Origin of the sequence: Klebsiella sp. 28, from assembly GCF_018223905.1 — a bacterium.
Lineage (GTDB): Bacteria > Pseudomonadota > Gammaproteobacteria > Enterobacterales > Enterobacteriaceae > Klebsiella > Klebsiella pneumoniae.
On the sequence record NZ_JAGRQY010000117.1, the window covers coordinates 1 to 20,007 of the forward strand.

22 protein-coding genes are annotated in these 20,007 nt (G+C 57.1%); 15 read left to right on the forward strand and 7 right to left on the reverse strand.

Going from position 1 to position 20,007, the window contains the following annotated elements:
- Positions 1-170: hypothetical protein (locus tag KHQ28_RS19655; RefSeq protein WP_179140260.1), on the reverse strand; the 170-nt coding region annotated here is incomplete at its 3' end.
- A gap of 243 nt (positions 171-413) precedes the next feature.
- Positions 414-878, reverse strand: a complete 465-nt coding sequence (locus KHQ28_RS19660; protein ID WP_004180158.1) for a helix-turn-helix domain-containing protein — start codon at positions 876-878, stop codon at positions 414-416.
- Between the two features lie 193 nt (positions 879-1,071).
- Here KHQ28_RS19660 and KHQ28_RS19665 point away from each other — a divergent pair, with 193 nt between their 5' ends.
- Together KHQ28_RS19665 and add are read left to right on the forward strand one after the other, a co-directional pair.
- Entirely contained in the window at positions 1,072-2,226 is a 1,155-nt protein-coding gene (locus tag KHQ28_RS19665; protein ID WP_032418899.1) for an MFS transporter, read from the forward strand.
- A 157-nt stretch (positions 2,227-2,383) separates the two neighbouring features.
- A complete protein-coding gene (gene add, locus KHQ28_RS19670; RefSeq protein WP_004151209.1) occupies positions 2,384-3,385 on the forward strand; it encodes an adenosine deaminase in 1,002 nt (333 codons plus the stop codon).
- A gap of 35 nt (positions 3,386-3,420) precedes the next feature.
- Here add and KHQ28_RS19675 read toward each other — a convergent pair whose 3' ends face one another.
- Positions 3,421-4,461, reverse strand: coding sequence for an oxidoreductase (locus tag KHQ28_RS19675; protein WP_032418898.1), 1,041 nt, complete (start codon positions 4,459-4,461; stop codon positions 3,421-3,423).
- 190 nt (positions 4,462-4,651) lie between these two features.
- On the opposite strand from KHQ28_RS19675, the gene blr reads away from it, so the two are divergent.
- From blr to gstA, 13 genes are all read left to right on the forward strand, one after another.
- Positions 4,652-4,789, forward strand: coding sequence for a division septum protein Blr (gene blr / locus KHQ28_RS19680; RefSeq protein WP_004227851.1), 138 nt, complete (start codon positions 4,652-4,654; stop codon positions 4,787-4,789).
- 115 nt (positions 4,790-4,904) lie between these two features.
- Positions 4,905-6,275, forward strand: a complete 1,371-nt coding sequence (locus KHQ28_RS19685) for a GH1 family beta-glucosidase (protein WP_004180160.1) — start codon at positions 4,905-4,907, stop codon at positions 6,273-6,275.
- A gap of 216 nt (positions 6,276-6,491) precedes the next feature.
- Positions 6,492-6,707 carry a transcription modulator YdgT gene (ydgT, locus tag KHQ28_RS19690; RefSeq protein ID WP_002907652.1) on the forward strand — a complete coding sequence of 72 codons (216 nt, stop codon included), beginning with the start codon at positions 6,492-6,494 and terminating at the stop codon, positions 6,705-6,707.
- Positions 6,708-6,782: 75 nt separating this feature from the next.
- Positions 6,783-7,223 carry a DUF2569 domain-containing protein gene (locus KHQ28_RS19695; RefSeq protein WP_002907654.1) on the forward strand — a complete coding sequence of 147 codons (441 nt, stop codon included), beginning with the start codon at positions 6,783-6,785 and terminating at the stop codon, positions 7,221-7,223.
- 78 nt (positions 7,224-7,301) lie between these two features.
- On the forward strand, positions 7,302-7,883 hold the full coding sequence (gene rsxA, locus KHQ28_RS19700; RefSeq protein WP_002907658.1) for an electron transport complex subunit RsxA: 582 nt from the start codon (positions 7,302-7,304) through the stop codon (positions 7,881-7,883).
- Positions 7,883-8,461: an electron transport complex subunit RsxB gene (rsxB, locus tag KHQ28_RS19705; protein WP_004143816.1), complete on the forward strand. Its 579-nt coding sequence runs from the start codon at positions 7,883-7,885 to the stop codon at positions 8,459-8,461. The genes rsxA and rsxB overlap by 1 nt, the downstream gene beginning before the upstream one ends.
- Positions 8,454-10,715, forward strand: a complete 2,262-nt coding sequence (rsxC, locus tag KHQ28_RS19710; protein ID WP_032418897.1) for an electron transport complex subunit RsxC — start codon at positions 8,454-8,456, stop codon at positions 10,713-10,715. Before rsxB ends, rsxC begins: the two co-directional genes overlap by 8 nt.
- The gene (rsxD, locus tag KHQ28_RS19715) at positions 10,716-11,768 is read left to right on the forward strand and encodes an electron transport complex subunit RsxD (protein WP_032418896.1); all 1,053 of its coding nucleotides are present in this window, start codon (positions 10,716-10,718) and stop codon (positions 11,766-11,768) included.
- A 10-nt stretch (positions 11,769-11,778) separates the two neighbouring features.
- The gene (rsxG, locus tag KHQ28_RS19720) at positions 11,779-12,399 is read left to right on the forward strand and encodes an electron transport complex subunit RsxG (RefSeq protein ID WP_032419469.1); all 621 of its coding nucleotides are present in this window, start codon (positions 11,779-11,781) and stop codon (positions 12,397-12,399) included.
- 2 nt (positions 12,400-12,401) lie between these two features.
- Positions 12,402-13,100, forward strand: a complete 699-nt coding sequence (locus KHQ28_RS19725; protein ID WP_002907733.1) for an electron transport complex subunit E — start codon at positions 12,402-12,404, stop codon at positions 13,098-13,100.
- A 1-nt stretch (position 13,101) separates the two neighbouring features.
- Positions 13,102-13,737, forward strand: a complete 636-nt coding sequence (gene nth, locus KHQ28_RS19730) for an endonuclease III (protein WP_002907734.1) — start codon at positions 13,102-13,104, stop codon at positions 13,735-13,737.
- Positions 13,738-14,344: 607 nt separating this feature from the next.
- Positions 14,345-15,850, forward strand: a complete 1,506-nt coding sequence (gene dtpA / locus KHQ28_RS19735; protein WP_004151206.1) for a dipeptide/tripeptide permease DtpA — start codon at positions 14,345-14,347, stop codon at positions 15,848-15,850.
- Between the two features lie 110 nt (positions 15,851-15,960).
- On the forward strand, positions 15,961-16,566 hold the full coding sequence (gstA, locus tag KHQ28_RS19740) for a glutathione transferase GstA (protein WP_002907736.1): 606 nt from the start codon (positions 15,961-15,963) through the stop codon (positions 16,564-16,566).
- 42 nt (positions 16,567-16,608) lie between these two features.
- Here gstA and pdxY read toward each other — a convergent pair whose 3' ends face one another.
- The 4 genes from pdxY to mliC form a co-directional block, all read right to left on the reverse strand.
- Positions 16,609-17,469, reverse strand: a complete 861-nt coding sequence (pdxY, locus tag KHQ28_RS19745; RefSeq protein WP_002907739.1) for a pyridoxal kinase PdxY — start codon at positions 17,467-17,469, stop codon at positions 16,609-16,611.
- 61 nt (positions 17,470-17,530) lie between these two features.
- Positions 17,531-18,805, reverse strand: coding sequence for a tyrosine--tRNA ligase (gene tyrS / locus KHQ28_RS19750; protein WP_032418895.1), 1,275 nt, complete (start codon positions 18,803-18,805; stop codon positions 17,531-17,533).
- Positions 18,806-18,929: 124 nt separating this feature from the next.
- Entirely contained in the window at positions 18,930-19,586 is a 657-nt protein-coding gene (pdxH, locus tag KHQ28_RS19755) for a pyridoxamine 5'-phosphate oxidase (protein ID WP_002907742.1), read from the reverse strand.
- 57 nt (positions 19,587-19,643) lie between these two features.
- Entirely contained in the window at positions 19,644-19,967 is a 324-nt protein-coding gene (gene mliC / locus KHQ28_RS19760) for a C-type lysozyme inhibitor (protein ID WP_002907744.1), read from the reverse strand.
- Between the last annotated feature and the right edge of the window lie 40 nt (positions 19,968-20,007).

Consider the following 20,007-nt stretch of genomic DNA (forward strand, 5'->3'; position numbering starts at 1 on the left):
CCTGCGGCGCCGATGGCGAGGGCGAAAAGCAGGCAGGCCAGCGCCGTCTTGCGTAACAGCATGGTATAGAATGAAATTGCGACGCCAATGAATACCACCAGCAGAATCGGCCACATGCTTAATAACAACAGCAGAAAACCCTCAATATTGTTATGGATTACGCTCTCCACATCCGCATCCTTGCCTCATCGTCGATAAAGTAAGCAGAATTTAATATGTAACATGAATACATTCAAATAAAATATAATTGTAAATGGTTATGCACCGCCTCCTGCGGTTGGCGGTGGGTCACTTTCACGCGTCCGGAGCTTTGGCATCAAAAGCAGTTCGCAAAAAAACACGTCAGGATTGTTCCATGACCCTTTAGCGGTACGCTCGTATTCTCGCTGGTATCCTGCAAATTCTTCACGCCATTATTCGGCGCGGGTATCTGACACAATGCGCCGGCGATGACAGTCGCCTGGTTGCAGTTTATCCCCCTGAGCGGAACGCACATCCAGATACTGAAGGGGCTGGCCGTGCGCGTTATCCAGCAGGACCGAATAGGTTTCCCCTTGCTCAAACATATAACGCTCTCCCCATTGCCGCAGCGCCACAACAATGGGAAACACGGAGCGCCCCTTTTCAGTCAGGACATATTCCTTGTATGCGCTGCCATCCGATGCCGGTAAAATCTCGAAAATACCGATATCAACCAGATGCTTCAGCCGCGAGGCAAGGATATTTTTGGCCAGCCCCAAATTTTTTTGAAACTCGCTGAATCTCCGCACATCGTCAAATGCTTCGCGGATAATCATCAGGCACCAGCGTTCACCAATTGATTCCAACGTTCTCGCCACCGGACATTCACTGGTTCTAAGTGATTCCTGCTTTGCCATCTGCGCGCTCCTTATCAATTTATCTACTGATCTAGCTTAATCCTCACCTTTACCAGTTGCAAAAAAAAACCACTAAGGCTAATTCTATAGACATACTAGTTTTAAAAAGCAACCAGCCAGAGGGCCTCTTATGAAATGCAAGGCAAGTAGATGTACCGGCCAAAGGATCCAAACTGCGTCAGTCCCTGACACGATGCTGACCACAGGGATAACGGCGTTGTTTTCACTAACCTGCGCGCTGGCAGTAGCCAATGTTTATTCAGCACAGCCTTTACTCGACTCGATGGCGGTCAGCCTGAAGGTGTCGCCAGGCATGATTGGCAGCGTCATCACCGCTACGCAGGCGGGCTATGCCATTGGCCTGCTGTTCCTGGTTCCGCTCGGGGACTGGTTGAACCGTAAATACGTGGTGATGAGTCAACTGTTGCTTTCAGTAGCGGCGTTAGTCGCGGCAGGGTTATCCCCCAATATAGCAACTCTGCTTGGCGCCATGCTGATCGTCGGCCTGATGGCCGTGGTGGTGCAGGTGCTGGTGGCCTGGGTGGCAATACTGGCGACGCCGCAGAAACGAGGCCAGGCGGTGGGTACCCTGACCAGCGGCATTGTTTCAGGTATCCTGTTATCTCGGTTTATCTCAGGCGCGATAGCCGATATCGCCGGCTGGCGAGCCGTGTATCTCACGGCTGCCTGTCTGATGTTGATGATTGCCGGGATCGTCTGGAAAATCATGCCTTCGCCCCCGCAGCAGCCGCAGCCGCAAAAGCCGACTTACCTTTCCTTATTGAAGTCCGTGTTTCAGCTGTACCTCACCGAGCCGCAACTGAGAAAGCGCGGGATCCTGGCGCTATTTATCTTCGCCGCTTTCAGCATGCTATGGACGACCATGGTCATGCCGCTCACCGCCCTTTCCCTCTCGCACACCCAGACGGGGATGTTTGGCTTAGCCGGCTTCGCTGGCATGCTGGCCGCCGCCAGAGCGGGCAAGTGGGCTGACCAGGGATGGGCTCAGCGCACTACCGGCCTGGCGCTGGCGCTGCTGACCATCTCATGGCTTCCTATCGGCTATGCCGAAACCTCTCTGCTCTGGCTGATAGCTGGCGTCATTGCGCTGGACTTTGCGGTACAGGCCGTTCATGTCTCCAGCCAGAGCCTGATCATTGCCGCCAGGCCTGCAGCGGCAAGCCGCCTGGTTGGGGCTTACATGTGTTTTTATTCGCTGGGCAGCGCGGCAGGGGCTATCGTTGCCACACAGCTTTATTCCCACTGGGGATGGCAGGCGGTCTCCCTTGCGGGCGCCGCGGTCAGCGCGTGTGCATTTCTGATCTGGTCAGGATCGCGTCAATCATGATATTCGTTCTGCGTTTTAAAGGGGCCAGTCAAAAAGACCGTAATGCTGACCTGATTGCTGCCAGCTATTTGTATCGCATACATTTTTTCAATGCTTTTAAACAGTTATGTTCATGTTGTATAATGACGTGCACTTTAACTAAAAAAAGAGTGCGACCATGATTGATTCCTCATTGCCATTAACCGACATTCATCGTCATCTTGACGGTAACATCCGGGCCCAAACCATCCTCGATCTTGGCCGCGAATTTAATATCGCTCTTCCCGCAACCACCCTCGACACGTTGCGTCCTCATGTCCAGGTCACCAGCCTTGAGCCCGATCTGGTTAGTTTCCTCGCCAAGCTCGACTGGGGGGTAAAGGTCCTGGCCTCGCTGGAAGCCTGTCGCCGCGTGGCGTATGAGAACGTCGAAGACGCGGCGCGAAATGGCCTGCACTACGTTGAGCTGCGCTTCTCTCCCCGCTATATGGCGATGACCCACCGGCTGCCGGTCGACGGCGTGGTAGAGGCGGTAATTGCCGGGGTTCAAGAGGGATGCCGCGATTTCCAGGTCGACGCCCGGCTGATCGGTATTCTGAGCCGCACCTTCGGCGAAGCCGCCTGTCAGGAAGAGCTGGCGGCGCTTCTCGCCCACCGCGAGGGCATCACTGCCCTCGACCTCGCCGGCGATGAGCTCGGCTTCCCGGGTACGCTGTTCCGCAACCATTTTAACCAGGCCCGCGACGCCGGGTGGCATATCACCGTCCACGCGGGCGAAGCGGCCGGCCCGGAAAGTATCTGGCAGGCCATTCGTGAGCTGGGCGCGGAGCGCATCGGCCATGGGGTTAAAGCGGTAGAGGATCCAGCCCTGATGGACTACCTGGCCGAGCACCGCATCGGGATTGAATCCTGCCTGACCTCGAACGTGCAAACCAGCACCGTGGCCTCCCTGGCCCAGCATCCGCTGAAGCAGTTCCTTGAGCACGGTGTGCTGGCGAGCCTCAACACCGACGATCCGGCGGTCCAGGGTGTGGACATCATTCACGAGTATACCGTGGCGGCGCCGGCGGCAGGGCTGAGCCGGGAGCAGATCCGTCAGGCGCAGATCAACGGCCTGACCCTGGCGTTCCTCGGCGAACAGGAAAAAGCCGCCCTCATTCAGCGGGTTGCCAAAGGCTGATAACCGGCCCGGCAGCCGTGCTGCCGGGCTCCTCCTCAGACCAGGCTGAGCGTAGCGCGATGTCTGGCCGACTCGATACCCAACTCAATCAGGGTCATTATCTGAATCGCCTCGCTGGCCGGGACCGGGTTTTCCCCTACGCCGTTAAGCGCGTCGCGGATAGCGGCATAGTAAGCGGGATAATTACCCGGTAGCGTCAGCCATTTCTCCTGACTACGTTCATCCCCTTCCGCGCGGGTCAGGGTACCGTCGCGCATATCATATCCCCAGTCCTCCTGCGGCAGCCGTTCACCGTTTTTTAGCCGCTCCTCCTGCGGGTCAAGACCGTACTTAATATAGCTGGCCCGCGAGCCGTGGACGATAAAGCGCGCGCTCTCCGCGGCGGCGAGTAACGTACCATGCAGTACTACCCGCCGCTGCGGATAGGCCAGCACGGCGTGAAAATAGTCGGTGGATTGCGCGCCGGGCCGAAGCTGCGCGAGGTCCACCGTGATGCTTACCGGCAGGCCAAACAGCACCACGACCTGGTCGAGCAGATGCGGCGCGAGGTCATACCATATGCCGCTGCCAGGACCTGCCTGCTCACGCCAGCGCTGGCGCACCTGTGGTCGGAAGCGATCGAAATGCGACTCGAAGTAACACACCTCCCCCAGCTGACCTTCGTTGATCAACGCGCTGACCGTTAAGAAATCGCTATCCCAGCGCCGGTTATGAAACACCGAAAGTATCCGACCGCAGTGCTTCGCCAGGCTTTCCAGCTCGCGAGCTTGTGACAGTGTCACGGTAAAGGGCTTATCCACCACAACATGCTTTCCCGCCTCCAGCGCCGCTTTCGCCAGCGGAAAGTGGGTGTCGTTCGGGGTGGCGATGACCACCAGATCGATATCCGGGTCGTCCAGCAGATCCCCCGGCGCACTCATTACCTTCACGCCAGGCCAATCGGCATGGACCTTATCGGCGTCGCTGCTGGCGACCGCCTTCAGCGCCACACCCGGCGTGCCGCCGATCAACGGCGCATGAAACGTTTTGCTGGCGTAACCGAACCCCACCAGCCCCACCCGGATCGCATCGCTCATCTTACCGCCTCGCTTATGCAACTGATATCAACACCAGGTTAATGAGAATAATTTTACAAACCGTGAGCAAAACTTATCATTCCTTACTTTGTGACTTACATGCAAGTGTGAGAAATCAGACAGATACCCCTTGTGATCTGCTGACCATCGAGTAACATTTCACGCTGTGTTCAAAGGATATTGAAGTGTTATGACAACTGTTTTTACCCGTATTGTAGAACTTATTGGCTGGATTGTTTTTGGTATTTCGGCACTGCTTTTGGTTATCGCACACCATATAGATAACTATCAGTCCCCACCGCCAGCGGATGTGGTGCACACGAAGTAGCTCCGCGTTAAAACAGTGACCCGCCTCGCAACTGTGCAACCGGTTTCAGAAACCGGTTGCACATATGTTCGCGCTTTTATTACACTCCCTTTATCATCAGACAGGGAGCTTTTTCATGGCCGCTTTTCCGCACAATTTCTTATGGGGTGCCGCTACCGCAGCGTATCAGGTTGAGGGAGGACACGACGCCGACGGTAAAGGACCGTCAATCTGGGATATCTACTCTCATCTGCCGGGTACCACCTTTGAAGGCACCACCGGCGATATTGCCGTCGACCACTATCACCGTTTTCGCGAAGACGTGGCGTTAATGGCCGAGATGGGCCTGCAAAGCTATCGATTCTCCATCTCCTGGCCCCGCCTGCTGCCCGCCGGGCGCGGTAAGGTGAATGAAGCGGGAGTCCAGTTTTACAGCGATCTGATCGACGAACTGCTGGCGCACAATATTGAGCCGATGATCACCCTCTATCACTGGGATCTGCCGCAGGCCCTGCAGGATGAGGGCGGCTGGGAAGCGCGCACTACCGCCGAGGCCTTCGCCGAGTACGCCCGCCTGTGCTATGCGCGCTTTGGTTCACGGGTGAAGCTGTGGGCTACCTTCAACGAAACCATTGTCTTCATTGGGCACGGCTACATTAACGGCCTCCATCCCCCGGCGGTCCGCGATCCGGCGCGCGCCATTCAGGCCTGCCACCACGTATTTATCGCCCATGCGCTGGCGGTGAAGGCCTTTCGCGAGATGGCTGTGGCCGGCGAGATTGGCTTCGTCAACGTACTGCAACCGCATACCCCGCTCACCGACAGCGAGGCAGACATTAAGGCCACCGAACTGGCTGACGCCATCCATACTCACTGGCTGTACGATCCGGTGCTGAAAGGCACCTATCCTGCCGACCTGCTGGCGCAGACCCAGGCGCTGTGGGGGGTACCTCGCTTTGCTCCAGGCGACGACGCGCTGCTCCGTGACAACCGCTGCGACTTCATCGGTCTGAATTACTATCGCCGGGAAACGGTATCTGCCCAGCCGCCTGAGATCGCTACCGGCGGCGAGCCTGGCGTGGAGGGATTATTCTATTTCGTGCGTAATCCCCAGAGTACATATACCGAATGGGGCTGGGAAATCTGGCCGCAGGGGCTAACTGACGGCATTATGATGATTAAGGCGCGCTATGGCGATATTCCGATATATATCACCGAGAATGGCCTCGGCGCGAAGGACCCGATTATTGACGGGGAAGTGGTCGACGACCCGCGGATTGATTATCTCAGCAGCCATATTGGCGCCCTCGAAAAAGCGCTGGCGCTGGGGGCAGATGTGCGCGGCTATTACCCCTGGTCATTTATCGATCTGCTGAGCTGGCTCAACGGCTATCAAAAGCAATATGGTTTTGTCTATGTCGATCACCAGCAAAATCTGGCGCGGAAACGAAAGAAGAGTTTTTATTGGTACAAATCTGTTATTGCCAGTCACGGCGAACAGCGTTAATCTTCTCTTGCGGGCGCCATTCGGCGCCCGGTCTGATTTTAGAATATTCTTAAACTTCTCCCTGCTCTTCAAGGCTGGCTTTGCCCCTTGTCATGGGTTTATATAACCTGATTCATTCCACGCGGCCCCAGCAGAAGGCGCCGTTGGTTGAGAGTAGGTTTAGTGAATGCTGATAATATTCAACGCAATAATTCCGATTATAAAATGGATACGAAAATGACCGTGCTGGACTACTTATTAAAATTTCGCAAAATCAGTTCGCTGGAAAGCCTTGAAAAACTATTTGATCACCTTAACTACTCCCTGACTGACACCCAGGAGATCGTGAATATGTATCGCGCCGCCGATCATCGTCGCGCAGAGCTGGTCTCCGGTGGTAAATTGTTCGATGTGGGCCAGGTTCCTAAATCCGTTTGGCGATTCGTGCAGTAAGGCTGTCATCCTTCACGCCAGTTGCTTATACTTCCCGGCCTGATTTTATTCACTGGCGTTGAATAGGGGAGAAACATGACGTCTCAATCTGCAGAGCGCATCGGCGGATGGCTGCTGGCTCCGCTGGCCTGGTTGCTGGTGGCGCTGCTGAGCGCCTCGTTATCGCTGCTGTTTTTTGCCAATGCGCTGATGTCGCCGCAGACCTATACCCTACTGCGCGCCATGAGCGCGGGCCATATGGCGCTGTGGGTCGCCTCGCTGCTGTTTGCCCTCGCCATGTGGTATTACACGCTCTGGCTGACTATCGCCTTTTTCAAGCGGCGCTCGGTGGTGCCGAAACACTATATTATCTGGCTGCTCATCACCCTGCTGCTGGCGATAAAGGCTTTTGCCTTCTCGCCGGTCTCGGATGTGCTTGCCCTGCGTCAGCTGCTGTTTCCGCTGCTGGCCGCTGCGCTGCTGGCGCCCTATTTTCGCCGTTCGCAGCGGGTAAAACGGACTTTTGTTAATCCGTAATACCCCCACACTTAACCTGTTGTCGCTGGTATCGTTTTATTCGATAATAAGCGGCTTTTTTTCGTTTCAGGTCGCATGATGGCTGATTATTTACTGCTCTTTATTGGTACAGTCCTGGTCAATAACTTCGTTCTGGTGAAGTTTCTTGGTCTGTGCCCGTTTATGGGGGTTTCCAAAAAGCTGGAAACCGCAATGGGGATGGGGCTCGCTACCACCTTCGTGATGACTCTGGCCTCTATTTGCGCCTGGCTGATTGATACCTGGATCCTTATCCCGCTAAATTTGGTTTATTTGCGTACCCTGGCCTTTATTCTGGTTATCGCCGTGGTGGTTCAGTTTACTGAGATGGTGGTGCGTAAAACCAGCCCGGCGCTCTATCGCCTGCTGGGGATCTTTCTACCGCTGATCACCACCAACTGTGCCGTACTCGGGGTAGCGCTGCTGAATATTAATCTGGGCCACAATTTCCTGCAGTCGGCGCTGTACGGCTTTGCCGCCGCCGTCGGCTTCTCGCTGGTAATGGTGCTGTTCGCGGCGATCCGTGAACGCCTGGTGGTGGCCGATGTCCCCGCGCCGTTTCGCGGTAATGCCATCGCGCTGATTACCGCTGGTTTAATGTCTCTGGCCTTCATGGGCTTTAGTGGTTTGGTGAAGTTGTAATGAGCGCAGTCTGGATAGCCGTGATCGCCATCAGCCTGTTAGGGCTGATTTTCGGCTTAATACTGGGATACGCCTCGCGTCGTTTCGCGGTGCAGGACGACCCGGTGGTGGAAAAAATTGATGAGCTATTGCCGCAGAGCCAGTGTGGGCAGTGCGGGTACCCTGGGTGTCGCCCCTATGCGGAAGCAGTCGGCGTACAGGGTGAGAAAATAAACCGCTGCGCGCCGGGTGGCGAAGCGGTGATGTTAAAAATCGCCGCCTTGCTGAACGTCGACCCGCAGCCTGTCGACGGCGACGCACAGGAAGCGGAGCCGGCCCGCATGCTCGCGGTAATTGACGAGCCGAACTGCATTGGCTGTACCAAGTGTATCCAGGCCTGTCCGGTGGATGCCATCGTTGGGGCGACCCGTGCCATGCATACCGTGATGAGCGACCTGTGCACCGGCTGCAATTTGTGCGTCGCCCCCTGCCCGACCCAGTGCATTTCACTCGTTCCGGTGGCCACCACCCCGGAGACCTGGAAATGGGATCTGCATACGATCCCGGTGCGAAATATTCCTGTGGAACAACATGTTTAAGCTATTTTCCGCTTTCCGAAAAGACAAGGTCTGGGATTTCAACGGCGGTATTCACCCGCCTGAAATGAAAACCCAGTCTAACGGCACCCCGCTGCGTCAGGTTTCCCTGCCGCAGCGCTTTGTTATCCCGTTGAAGCAGCACATTGGCGCCGAGGGCGAACTGTGCGTTAAAGTGGGCGACCGGGTGCTGCGCGGCCAGCCGCTGACCCGCGGCTGGGGAAGAATGCTGCCCGTTCACGCCCCGACCTCCGGCACCATTGCCGCCATCGCTCCGCACACTACCGCGCACCCGTCGGCGCTGGCGGAGATGAGCGTGATCATTGACGCCGACGGCGAAGACCGCTGGATCGAGCGCGATGGCTGGAGCGACTATCAGACCCGCACGCGTGAAGCGCTGATCGAGCGTATCCACCAATTTGGCGTTGCTGGCCTCGGCGGCGCAGGCTTCCCCACCGGCAGTAAACTGCGCGGTGGCGGAGATAAAATTAAAACGCTGATCATTAACGCCGCCGAGTGCGAGCCCTATATCACGGCGGATGACCGCCTGATGCAGGACTGCGCGGCGCAGATTGTCGAGGGTATCCGCATCCTCGCTCATATACTGCAGCCTGAAGAAGTGCTGATCGGCATTGAAGACAATAAGCCGCAGGCCATCTCAATGCTGCGGGCGGTGCTCTGCGACGCCCATGGCATTTCGCTGCGCGTGATCCCCACCAAATATCCCTCCGGTGGCGCCAAGCAGCTCACCCAAATTCTCACCGGCAAACAGGTACCGCACGGCGGTCGTTCATCGGACATTGGCGTGCTGATGCAGAACGTCGGTACGGCTTATGCGGTGAAACGCGCGGTGATTGACGGTGAGCCGTTAACCGAGCGCGTGGTCACCCTCACCGGCGAAGCGGTAACCAGACCGGGCAATGTCTGGGCGCGTCTTGGCACGCCGGTGCGCCATCTATTGAACGATGCCGGCTTCTGCCCCAGCGCCGAGCCAATGGTGATCATGGGCGGCCCGCTGATGGGCTTTACCCTGCCGTGGCTCGACGTCCCGGTGGTGAAGATAACCAACTGTTTGCTGGCGCCTTCCGCCAGCGAGATGGGCGAACCGCAGGAAGAGAAAGGCTGCATTCGCTGCAGCGCCTGCGCTGACGCCTGCCCGGCCGATCTGCTGCCGCAGCAGCTGTACTGGTTCAGCAAAGGTCAGCAGCACGATAAAGCCACTGCCCATAATCTGGCGGACTGCATCGAGTGCGGCGCCTGCGCGTGGGTATGTCCAAGTAATATTCCGCTGGTGCAGTACTTCCGTCAGGAAAAGGCCGAGATCGCGGCGATTCGTCAGGAAGAGCAGCGCGCTGCGGAAGCCAAAGCCCGATTCGAGGCCCGACAGGCGCGCCTGGAGCGTGAGAAAGCCGCGCGCGCCGAGCGGCATAAAAAAGCCGCCGTTCAGCCTGCCGCCAAAGATCAGGAGGCGATTAGCGCCGCCCTGGCCCGGGTACGGGATAAACAACGCGATGCCACGCAGCCGATCGTGATTCAGGCCGGCGCCAAACCTGACAACAGCGAGGCGATTGCCGCCCGCGAAGCGCGTAAGGCTGAGGCCCGGGCGCGCAAAGCGCAGCAGCAGGCCGCGCCGGTGGAAGCCCCGGCCGCCGAACCGGTCGATCCGCGCAAGGCGGCGGTGGAAGCCGCTATCGCCCGCGCCAAAGCGCGTAAAGCCGAACAGCAAGCCGCGCCGGTGGACGCCCCGGCCGTCAAACCGGTCGACCCGCGCAAGGCGGCGGTGGAAGCCGCTATCGCCCGCGCTAAAGCGCGTAAAGCCGAACAGCAGGCCGCGCCGGTGGAAGCCCCGGCCGCCGAACCGGTCGACCCGCGCAAGGCGGCGGTAGAAGCCGCTATCGCCCGCGCCAAAGCGCGTAAAGCCGAACAGCAGGCCGCGCCGGTGGACGCCCCGGCCGCCGAACCGGTCGACCCGCGCAAGGCGGCGGTGGAAGCCGCTATCGCCCGCGCTAAAGCGCGTAAAGCCGAACAGCAGGCCGCGCCGGTGGACGCCCCGGCCGTCGAACCGGTCGACCCGCGCAAGGCGGCGGTGGAAGCCGCCATCGCCCGCGCCAAAGCGCGTAAAGCCGAACAGCAGGCCGCACAACAGGATCTCGCGTCAGCCGCAGCCAATGACGACCCGCGCAAAGCGGCCGTCGCCGCGGCTATCGCCCGCGTTCAGGCGCGTAAAGCAACACAGCAGGCAGTTAACGAGGAATAAATGGTTTTCAGAATCGCAAGCTCCCCCTATACCCATAACCAGCGGCAGACCTCGCGTATTATGCTGCTGGTGCTGCTCGCCGCTGTGCCTGGCATTGTGGTCCAGACCTGGTTTTTCGGCTGGGGCACCGTACTGCAGATTGTCCTCGCCGCCCTGACGGCCTGGGCGACCGAAGCCGCTAATCTCAAACTGCGTAAACAGCCTGTTGCTGCCACGCTGAAAGATAATTCCGCCCTGCTCACCGGCCTGCTGCTGGCGGTGAGTATTCCGCCACTGGCCCCGTGGTGGATGGTGGTGCTCGGCACTGCCTTTGCCGTAGTCATCGCCAAGCAGTTGTACGGAGGCCTGGGCCATAACCCCTTCAACCCGGCAATGATCGGCTATGTCGTGCTGCTGATTTCGTTCCCGGTGCAGATGACCTCCTGGCTGCCTTCCTATGAGATAGCCGCCCATATCCCGGCATTCAGCGACGCGCTGCAGATGATCTTCACCGGTCATACCGCCGCCGGAGGCGACATGGCCAGTCTGCGGCTGGGTATCGACGGCGTCAGCCAGGCCACCCCGCTGGATACCTTTAAAACCTCCCTGCATGCCGGACATAGCGTTCAGCAGGTGCTGCAATTGCCGGTCTACGGCGGCGTGCTGGCAGGTCTGGGCTGGCAGTGGGTGAATATCGCCTGGCTGGCAGGCGGCCTTTTCCTGCTGTGGCAGAAGGCGATCCGCTGGCATATCCCGGTCAGCTTCCTTGTTAGCCTCGGCCTGTGCGCCACCCTCGGCTGGATTTTTTCGCCGCAGAGCCTGGCCTCACCGCAGATGCATTTGCTCTCCGGGGCGACCATGCTTGGCGCCTTCTTTATCCTGACCGATCCGGTGACGGCCTCAACAACCAACCGCGGCCGTCTGATCTTTGGCGCCCTCGCTGGCCTGCTGGTCTGGCTCATCCGCAGCTTCGGTGGTTATCCGGACGGCGTGGCGTTTGCCGTTCTGCTGGCGAATATTACCGTGCCGCTGATCGATTACTACACGCGCCCGCGCGTATATGGCCACCGTTGAGAGAGCAATGATGTTAAAAACGATGCGTAAACACGGCGTCACGCTGGCGCTGTTTGCCGCCGGTTCCACCGGGCTGACGGCGGCGATCAATGAGCTGACCAAAAGCACCATCGACCAGCAGGCGGCCCTGCAGCAAAAGGCGTTATTCGACCAGGTTTTACCTGCCGACCGCTATAATAACGATCTGCTTAAGAGCTGCTATCTGGTCAGCGCCCCGGCGCTGGGCAAAGGCCAGCATAAAGTGTGGATCGCCAAAAATAACGATCGACCGATCGGCGCGGTGATGGAAGCCACCGCGCCGGACGGCTACTCCGGAGCAATACAGCTGCTGGTTGCCGCCGATTTTAGCGGCACGGTCCTCGGCACCCGCGTAACTGAGCATCATGAAACGCCGGGCCTGGGTGATAAAATCGAACTTCGCCTGTCGGACTGGATTACCCATTTTGCCGGGAAAGTCATCCACGGCCAGGGCGATAGCCACTGGGCGGTCAAAAAGGATGGCGGCGATTTTGACCAGTTCACCGGCGCCACCATCACCCCCCGGGCGGTGGTCAATACCGTTAAGCGCGCAGGCTTATATGCACAAACGCTGCCTGCGCAACTTCCTGAATTCACCGCCTGTGGAGAATAACCATGAGCGAAGTTAAAGACGTCATCGTCCAGGGCCTGTGGAAAAATAACTCCGCCCTGGTTCAGCTGTTAGGTATGTGTCCTCTGCTGGCGGTCACCTCGACCGCCACCAACGCCCTCGGGCTGGGTTTGGCCACCACCCTGGTGTTAACCCTGACTAACCTGACCATCTCCAGCCTGCGCCGCTGGACGCCGGCGGAGATCCGGATCCCCATCTACGTAATGATTATCGCCTCGGTGGTGAGCGTCGTGCAGATGCTGATCAACGCCTATGCCTTCGGCCTCTATCAGTCGCTGGGGATTTTCATCCCGCTTATCGTGACCAACTGCATCGTGGTCGGCCGCGCCGAAGCCTTTGCCGCCAAAAAAGGGCCAGCGCTGTCGGCACTGGACGGTTTCTCGATCGGCATGGGCGCTACCTGCGCGATGTTTGTGCTGGGCTCCCTGCGCGAGATCCTTGGCAACGGCACCCTGTTTGACGGCGCCGACAGTCTGCTTGGCAGCTGGGCGAAGGTTCTGCGCATCGAGGTTTTCCACACCGATACCCCTTTCCTGCTGGCTATGCTGCCGCCAGGCGCCTTTATTGGCCTCGGCATGATGCTGGCGATTAAATACCTTATCGATGAACGTAGCAAACAGCGGAAGGCGCAAGCGGCCCGGGCCGTCTCTGTCGCCCCGTCCGACGTGACAGGGAAAGCATAATATGAACAAAGCCAAACGCCTGGCGATCCTTACCAGGCTGCGGGAAAACGATCCCCACCCCACCACCGAACTGCATTTCAGTTCGCCATTCGAGCTGCTGATTGCCGTCCTGCTTTCTGCACAGGCCACCGACGTAAGCGTCAACAAAGCGACAGCCAAACTCTATCCGGTGGCCAATACGCCCGCAGCGATGCTGGCCTTGGGGGTGGATGGGGTGAAATCGTATATCAAGACTATCGGCCTGTTTAACAGCAAAGCGGAAAACGTCATCAAAACCTGCCGCATCCTGTTGGAGCAGCACAATGGTGAGGTGCCGGAAGACAGAGCAGCGCTGGAGGCGCTGCCCGGCGTGGGCCGTAAAACCGCCAACGTGGTGCTGAATACCGCCTTTGGCTGGCCGACCATCGCCGTGGACACGCACATCTTCCGCGTCTGCAATCGGACGCAATTCGCCCCGGGCAAGAACGTTGAGCAGGTGGAAGAGAAGCTTCTGAAGGTGGTCCCCGCCGAGTTTAAGGTCGACTGTCATCACTGGCTGATCCTGCATGGGCGTTATACCTGTATTGCCCGCAAGCCGCGCTGCGGCTCCTGCCTGATTGAAGATCTTTGCGAATACAAAGATAAAGTCTACGCCTGACTGTCTCGTCTCTATTGCGGTCATAGCTTAACTCTGGGTTATGGCCCGCATTCATCTATTTCACCGGCCATTAACACCACATAATCATCATGATTATGGATGATTATCCGGTTATATAACAAACAACTAGTTCATTCATTTTTTATCAGCGCAAAATTTCTATGCATTTGTGATCCAGATCATGCTCGCAACTTTATGTTGATTGAATGTTACTGGAATGGAAATAAATGTCAGGCAATACAACGGATGAGTAAAGATTGTCAGGATAATGACCCATGATTTTTTAAGATAATGGACCATATCACTATGCTTACGCCAGATCAGTAGAATATATCGCCTTTTCCCGGCAAACCGGCGAACCCAAAAGATAAAAATACCAACGATATCGAAACGGTAAAATTTAACGCTGTATAACATTCATATGTCCGGAGCATTATACCACCCTGATTATGTGTAACAGATTATTACAAAAGCCTTGCCTGATGCGCCAGGATAGTGAACATTACTTGCCGTTTTCCCTCCAAGAATAACTATAAAGGCGGCGGTCCAACGAGATTGCGCCCCGAACACCCCCCAGTAAATATGGGATGTAAAAAAAGAGGTATATGTGTCTACTGCAAACAATAAACCAGCAGAAAGCGTGAGTCTGAACGCTTTCAAACAACCACGCGCGTTCTATCTCATTTTCTCGATCGAGTTGTGGGAGCGTTTTGGTTACTACGGCCTGCAAGGGATCATGGCCGTTTACCTGGTAAAACAGCTGGGTATGTCGGAAGCGGATTCCATTACTCTGTTCTCCTCCTTTAGCGCGCTGGTTTATGGCCTCGTCGCCATTGGCGGCTGGCTGGGTGATAAAGTGCTGGGTACCAAGCGTGTCATCATGCTGGGCGCTATCGTGCTGGCGATTGGCTATGCGCTGGTGGCCTGGTCCGGTCATGACGCCGCTATCGTCTATATGGGTATGGCGACCATCGCCGTCGGTAACGGCCTGTTTAAAGCCAACCCGTCCTCCCTGCTTTCTACCTGCTATGACAAAAACGACCCACGTCTGGACGGTGCATTTACCATGTACTACATGTCCATCAACATCGGTTCGTTCTTCTCTATGCTGGCAACCCCGTGGCTGGCCGCACGTTTTGGCTGGAGCGTAGCGTTTGCCCTCAGCGTGGTGGGGATGGTGATCACCATTATTAACTTCGCCTTCTGTCAGAAATGGGTTAAACAGTACGGCTCTAAACCGGACTTTGCCCCGGTACACATGGGTAAACTGCTGGCGACCATCGCTGGCGTGGTGGTGCTGGTCGCTATCGCCACCTGGCTGCTGCACAACCAGGGTATCGCACGTATGGTGCTGGGCGTCGTCGCACTGGGTATCGTCGTGATTTTCGCCAAAGAAACCATAGGCCTGAAAGGCGCTCCGCGTCGTAAAATGATCGTCGCTTTCCTGCTGATGGTAGAAGCGATTGTCTTCTTCGTGTTGTACAGCCAGATGCCGACCTCGCTGAACTTCTTCGCCATCCGTAACGTGGAGCACTCGATCCTCGGTCTCGCCTTTGAACCGGAACAGTATCAGGCGCTGAACCCGTTCTGGATCATGATTGGTAGCCCGATTCTGGCCGCCATCTACAACAAGATGGGCGACCGCCTGCCGATGCCGCACAAATTTGCTATCGGTATGGTACTGTGCTCTGGCGCATTCCTCGTCCTGCCTTTAGGGGCGAAGTTCGCCAGCGACGCCGGTATCGTCTCGGTCAACTGGCTGATTCTGAGCTACGCGCTGCAGTCTATCGGTGAACTGATGATTTCCGGCCTCGGCCTGGCGATGGTCGCTCAGCTGGTTCCTCAGCGTCTGATGGGCTTCATTATGGGCAGCTGGTTCCTCACCACGGCAGGCGCGGCGATCATCGCCGGGAAAATCGCTAACCTGATGGCAGTCCCGGAGAATGTCACCGATCCGCTGGTGTCGCTGGAAGTGTACGGTCACGTATTCCTGCAGATTGGTATCGTCACCGCGGTTATCGCCGCCCTGATGCTGCTGACCGCGCCGAAACTGAATCGTATGACTCAGGACGACAGCGCGGACATTAAAGCACGCGAAACCGCGGCTGCCTGACGCCGCAGGGAAAACTAATTATTTTTAAGCCGCTAACGTTAGTTTAGCGGCTTTTTTTTTACCCCTGGCAGGACTAACATACAGAAAACTGCAGCCACGAGGAGTCACGCATGAAACTGTTCTACAAACCCGGCGCCTGTTCCCTTGCCTCGCATATTGCCCTGCGCGAAAGCGGTCTGGATTTTACCCTGCAGAGCGTGGATCTGGCCCAAAAACGGCTGGAAAACGGGGAGGACTATCTGCTGATCAACCCGAAAGGTCAGGTGCCGGCGCTGCTGCTGGATGATGATATCCTGCTCACTGAGGGCGTAGCCATCATGCAGTACATCGCAGACCAGGTGCCGGATCGTCATCTGCTGGCGCCGGTGGGCTCGATTGCGCGCTATCAGACTCTCGAATGGCTGAACTATGTGGCCACCGAGCTGCATAAAAGCTTTACCCCGCTGTTCCGCCCGGATACCCCGGAGGACTATAAGCCTGTCGCGCGGGGGCTGCTTGAGAAAAAGCTGCAATACGTTGATGCAGCGCTGGCAGACAAACAGTGGCTGACCGGCCATCGCTTCACCATTGCCGATGGTTATCTGTTTACGGTGCTGCGCTGGGCCTATGCTATAAAACTGGATATGGCTGCCTATGGTCATATCGGCAGCTGGATGACGCAGGTGGCAGCGCGTCCGGCGGTGGCTGCCGCACTGGCGGCTGAAGGCTTAAAATAAGGCCTGAACCTGCCCGGCGGACCGTCGGGCAGGCCCTGGGAGTTACAGCCGGGTGGCGCTGAAGCAGTGCTCCGGTACGGCGATGCGATCCTGCGCCGCTACTACCTGCAGTTCGTATTCCTGCATATTTTTGGTGGCGAGCATAATCTCGTACACCGCGGCGGTGACGTGTTCCAGCGCATCGCGCAGACTTGCCCCCTGCAGCAATTTAACCAACAGCAGACCGCTGGTCACATCGCCGACGCCCACCGGCTGACGCAGGCCGAAATCCACCAGCGGCCGACTAATATGCCAGGCTTCTTCGGCCGTCACCAGCAGCATCTCAAAACGATCCATACTCAGACCCGCACGGGCAAGATGCTTAACTAATACCACTTCCGGCCCCTGGGCAATCAGCTCCCGCGCGGCGGCCACTGCCTCGCTGACGCTGGCGACCGGATGACCGCACAGGATCTCCAGCTCAACCAGATTCGGCGCAATAATATCGCTGGCCGGCAGCGCATAGCGCACGTGGAACTCCGCCACGCCCGGCGCGACGATGCAGCCCTTCTCCGGGTGACCCATCACCGGATCGCAAAAATATTTCGCCGCCGGATTGGCCGCCTTAACCTGACGCACGATACCGAGGATATGCTCTCCCTGCTCAGCGGAGCCAAGATAGCCGCTCAGTACCGCATCGCAGGTCTGCAGTTTGTCGATATCGGCAATCCCCTGAACGATCTCCGTCAAATGCGAAGGCGGCATGACGCAGCCGGTCCATTTGCCGTACTGCGTATGGTTAGAGAACTGTACGGTATTCAGGGGCCAGACATTGGCGCCCAGACGGCGCATCGGAAATTCGGCGGCACTGTTGCCGGCATGGCCAAACACAACGTGAGACTGAATGGCGAGGATGTTCTTCATTTTCTTACCACAACCCTAAAAAGAAAAAGGGCGTGGTTTCCCACGCCCTGGCAGTATTTTTTTATTTCCAGCAGACCAGGCAGTAATTTTTCTTACCGCGACGCAGCAAGGTGTAGCGGCCAAACAGGCGATCGCTGTCACTGAATACATATTCCGGGTCGGCATGTTTTTCGCCGTTGATGGTCACCGCGTTAGAGGCAACGGTTTTACGCGCCTGACCGCGGGACGGCTGCAGCTCGGAATCAACCAGCGCCTGCAGCAGATCGGCGCCTTTTTCCATTTCGATCATCGGCACGCCATCCTGGGCCAGCTGTTCGAAGTCTGCTTCGCTCAGGTCGCTCAGGTTACCGTTGAACAGGCTTTCGGTAATGCGCTTCGCCGCTTCCAGGCCTTCTTCGCCGTGAACAAGGCGCGTCACCTGCTCTGCCAGCACGTACTGGGCGCGCGGCGCTTTACCGCTGTTTTTGTCTTCTTCTTCCAGGGCATTGATCTCCGCAATGTCCATAAAGGTGAAGAATTTGAGGAAGCGATAGACATCAGCATCCGCGGTGTTGATCCAGAACTGGTAGAATTTGTACGGACTGGTTTTCTTCGGATCCAGCCACACGGCGCCGCCTTCGGTTTTACCGAATTTGGTGCCGTCCGCTTTGGTGATCAGCGGTACGGTCAGGCCAAACACCTGGTTCTGATGCAGACGACGGGTCAGATCGATGCCGGAGGTGATGTTGCCCCACTGGTCAGAACCGCCAATCTGCAGCGCCACGCCGTGCAGCTTATTCAGGCAGGCAAAGTCGTAACCCTGCAGCAGATTGTAAGAGAACTCGGTAAAGGAGATACCCTGATCGTCACGATTCAGACGCTGCTTCACCGCTTCTTTGTTGATCATCTGGTTAACAGAGAAGTGTTTACCGATATCGCGCAGGAAGGTCAGCACGTTCATGCTGCCAAACCAGTCATAGTTATTCGCCGCGATCGCCGAGTTGTCGCCGCAGTCAAAATCAAGGAACGGAGCCACCTGTTTGCGGATTTTATCCACCCACTCCTGCACGGTATCCTCGGTGTTTAGTTTACGCTCAGCGGCTTTGAAGCTTGGGTCGCCAATCAGACCGGTTGCGCCGCCCACCAGCGCCACAGGTTTATGACCTGCCTGCTGGAAGCGTTTCAGGCATAACAATGGAACAAGATGCCCCAAATGCAAGCTGTCAGCGGTAGGATCGAAGCCGCAATAGAGCGCGATCGGGCCTTGCGCCAGTCGCTCTGCTAACGCTTCCTCGTCCGTCACCTGGGCTACCAGCCCCCGCTCTTGCAATTGTTTAATCAAGTTACTGCTTGCCATCAAATTCTCCATGTATAAACGACTGCACCTCTGCCGGTACACGACTTTTCGCCAGATGCGAAAAGTACATAGAATAAAGCGCCGGCCCTTTCAGCGCCAGCGCTTCGATAACTAATTTCGGCGTTTACGGCGCCAGACGGTCTATTTTCCAGGCGCCGCTATCGCGCTGGTATAAAAAGCGATCGTGCAGACGGTGTTCTCCCCCCTGCCAGAACTCCATCTGCTCAATGCTGACGCGGAATCCGCCCCAGAAGCTCGGCAACGGCACTTCACCCTGCTGGAACTTCTGCTTCAGCTCAAGGAATTTGCTTTCGAGGATGCCGCGGGCTGAGATCCGGCTCGACTGCTTCGAGACCCAGGCGCCAATCTGGCTGTCGCGCGGACGGCTGTGGAAATATTTGACCACTTCCAGCGTCGACAGACGCTCCGCTTTGCCGATTACCATCACCTGGCGCTCCAGCATATGCCACGGGAAAAGCAGGCTGACCTGCGGGTTGTTTTCAATTTGATGCGCTTTGCGGCTGCCAAGGTTGGTATAAAACACCAACCCTTTTTCGTCGTAGTGCTTCAGCAGCACAATGCGCTGGTAGGGCTGGCCGCGCTCATCGACGGTGGCAACCACCATGGCCGTCGGGTCGGCAAGTTTCGCATCGCAGGCCTGACGCAGCCAGCGTTCAAACAGCGGCAGGGGTTCAGCAGGAAGATCGTGGCGACGCAAACCGCCACGGGTGTATTCACGGCGCAAATGCGCAATTTGCTGGAGTTCGTCGTTATCAGACATGGCCATTGAGGATGTAGTCATAAGGTGGCGTTATTGTGCGCCCCCCGGACAGAAATCTCAACGTTTGGCCGTCTGCAGCTGACAGTTATCAAGGACGATGCGGTCGCGCTTATAGACGGTGGCGGTATCGCCTTTTGACCAGAACACATAGACGCCGTCGGTGTAGCGCGCCCCGGAAGCCGACAGCCCCTCAGACAGGTTCAGTTGCTGATTATCATAGATAAAACTGACCTGCTGGCGTGCGTTATTGCGATGGACCGTCAATGGTTTCTGGTCGCATTGATACTCCAGCGTGTCCGTCTGCATCCGCTCGACAAACTGGTTGTAGTAGCTACAGCCCGCCAGCATAAAAGGTACAACTGCGATAAGAATTTTTTTCATTCGTTTGCCTTCGACTTTCCCGGTCACGGCGGGCACTCCG

Bases quoted from the DNA above. Each gene is read 5' to 3' on its own strand.
- KHQ28_RS19685 (WP_004180160.1), top strand. From the start codon at position 4,905: ATGGCCGCTTTTCCGCACAATTTCTTATGGGGTGCCGCTACCGCAGCG.
- gstA (WP_002907736.1), top strand. From the start codon at position 15,961: ATGAAACTGTTCTACAAACCCGGCGCCTGTTCCCTTGCCTCGCATATT.
- ydgT (WP_002907652.1), top strand. From the start codon at position 6,492: ATGACCGTGCTGGACTACTTATTAAAATTTCGCAAAATCAGTTCGCTG.
- KHQ28_RS19695 (WP_002907654.1), top strand. From the start codon at position 6,783: ATGACGTCTCAATCTGCAGAGCGCATCGGCGGATGGCTGCTGGCTCCG.
- add (WP_004151209.1), top strand. From the start codon at position 2,384: ATGATTGATTCCTCATTGCCATTAACCGACATTCATCGTCATCTTGAC.
- KHQ28_RS19675 (WP_032418898.1), bottom strand. From the start codon at position 4,461: ATGAGCGATGCGATCCGGGTGGGGCTGGTGGGGTTCGGTTACGCCAGC.
- tyrS (WP_032418895.1), bottom strand. From the start codon at position 18,805: ATGGCAAGCAGTAACTTGATTAAACAATTGCAAGAGCGGGGGCTGGTA.
- rsxD (WP_032418896.1), top strand. From the start codon at position 10,716: ATGGTTTTCAGAATCGCAAGCTCCCCCTATACCCATAACCAGCGGCAG.
- pdxH (WP_002907742.1), bottom strand. From the start codon at position 19,586: ATGTCTGATAACGACGAACTCCAGCAAATTGCGCATTTGCGCCGTGAA.
- pdxY (WP_002907739.1), bottom strand. From the start codon at position 17,469: ATGAAGAACATCCTCGCCATTCAGTCTCACGTTGTGTTTGGCCATGCC.
- KHQ28_RS19665 (WP_032418899.1), top strand. From the start codon at position 1,072: ATGCTGACCACAGGGATAACGGCGTTGTTTTCACTAACCTGCGCGCTG.
- rsxG (WP_032419469.1), top strand. From the start codon at position 11,779: ATGTTAAAAACGATGCGTAAACACGGCGTCACGCTGGCGCTGTTTGCC.
- nth (WP_002907734.1), top strand. From the start codon at position 13,102: ATGAACAAAGCCAAACGCCTGGCGATCCTTACCAGGCTGCGGGAAAAC.
- rsxA (WP_002907658.1), top strand. From the start codon at position 7,302: ATGGCTGATTATTTACTGCTCTTTATTGGTACAGTCCTGGTCAATAAC.
- mliC (WP_002907744.1), bottom strand. From the start codon at position 19,967: ATGAAAAAAATTCTTATCGCAGTTGTACCTTTTATGCTGGCGGGCTGT.
- KHQ28_RS19725 (WP_002907733.1), top strand. From the start codon at position 12,402: ATGAGCGAAGTTAAAGACGTCATCGTCCAGGGCCTGTGGAAAAATAAC.
- KHQ28_RS19660 (WP_004180158.1), bottom strand. From the start codon at position 878: ATGGCAAAGCAGGAATCACTTAGAACCAGTGAATGTCCGGTGGCGAGA.
- blr (WP_004227851.1), top strand. From the start codon at position 4,652: ATGACAACTGTTTTTACCCGTATTGTAGAACTTATTGGCTGGATTGTT.
- rsxB (WP_004143816.1), top strand. From the start codon at position 7,883: ATGAGCGCAGTCTGGATAGCCGTGATCGCCATCAGCCTGTTAGGGCTG.
- rsxC (WP_032418897.1), top strand. From the start codon at position 8,454: ATGTTTAAGCTATTTTCCGCTTTCCGAAAAGACAAGGTCTGGGATTTC.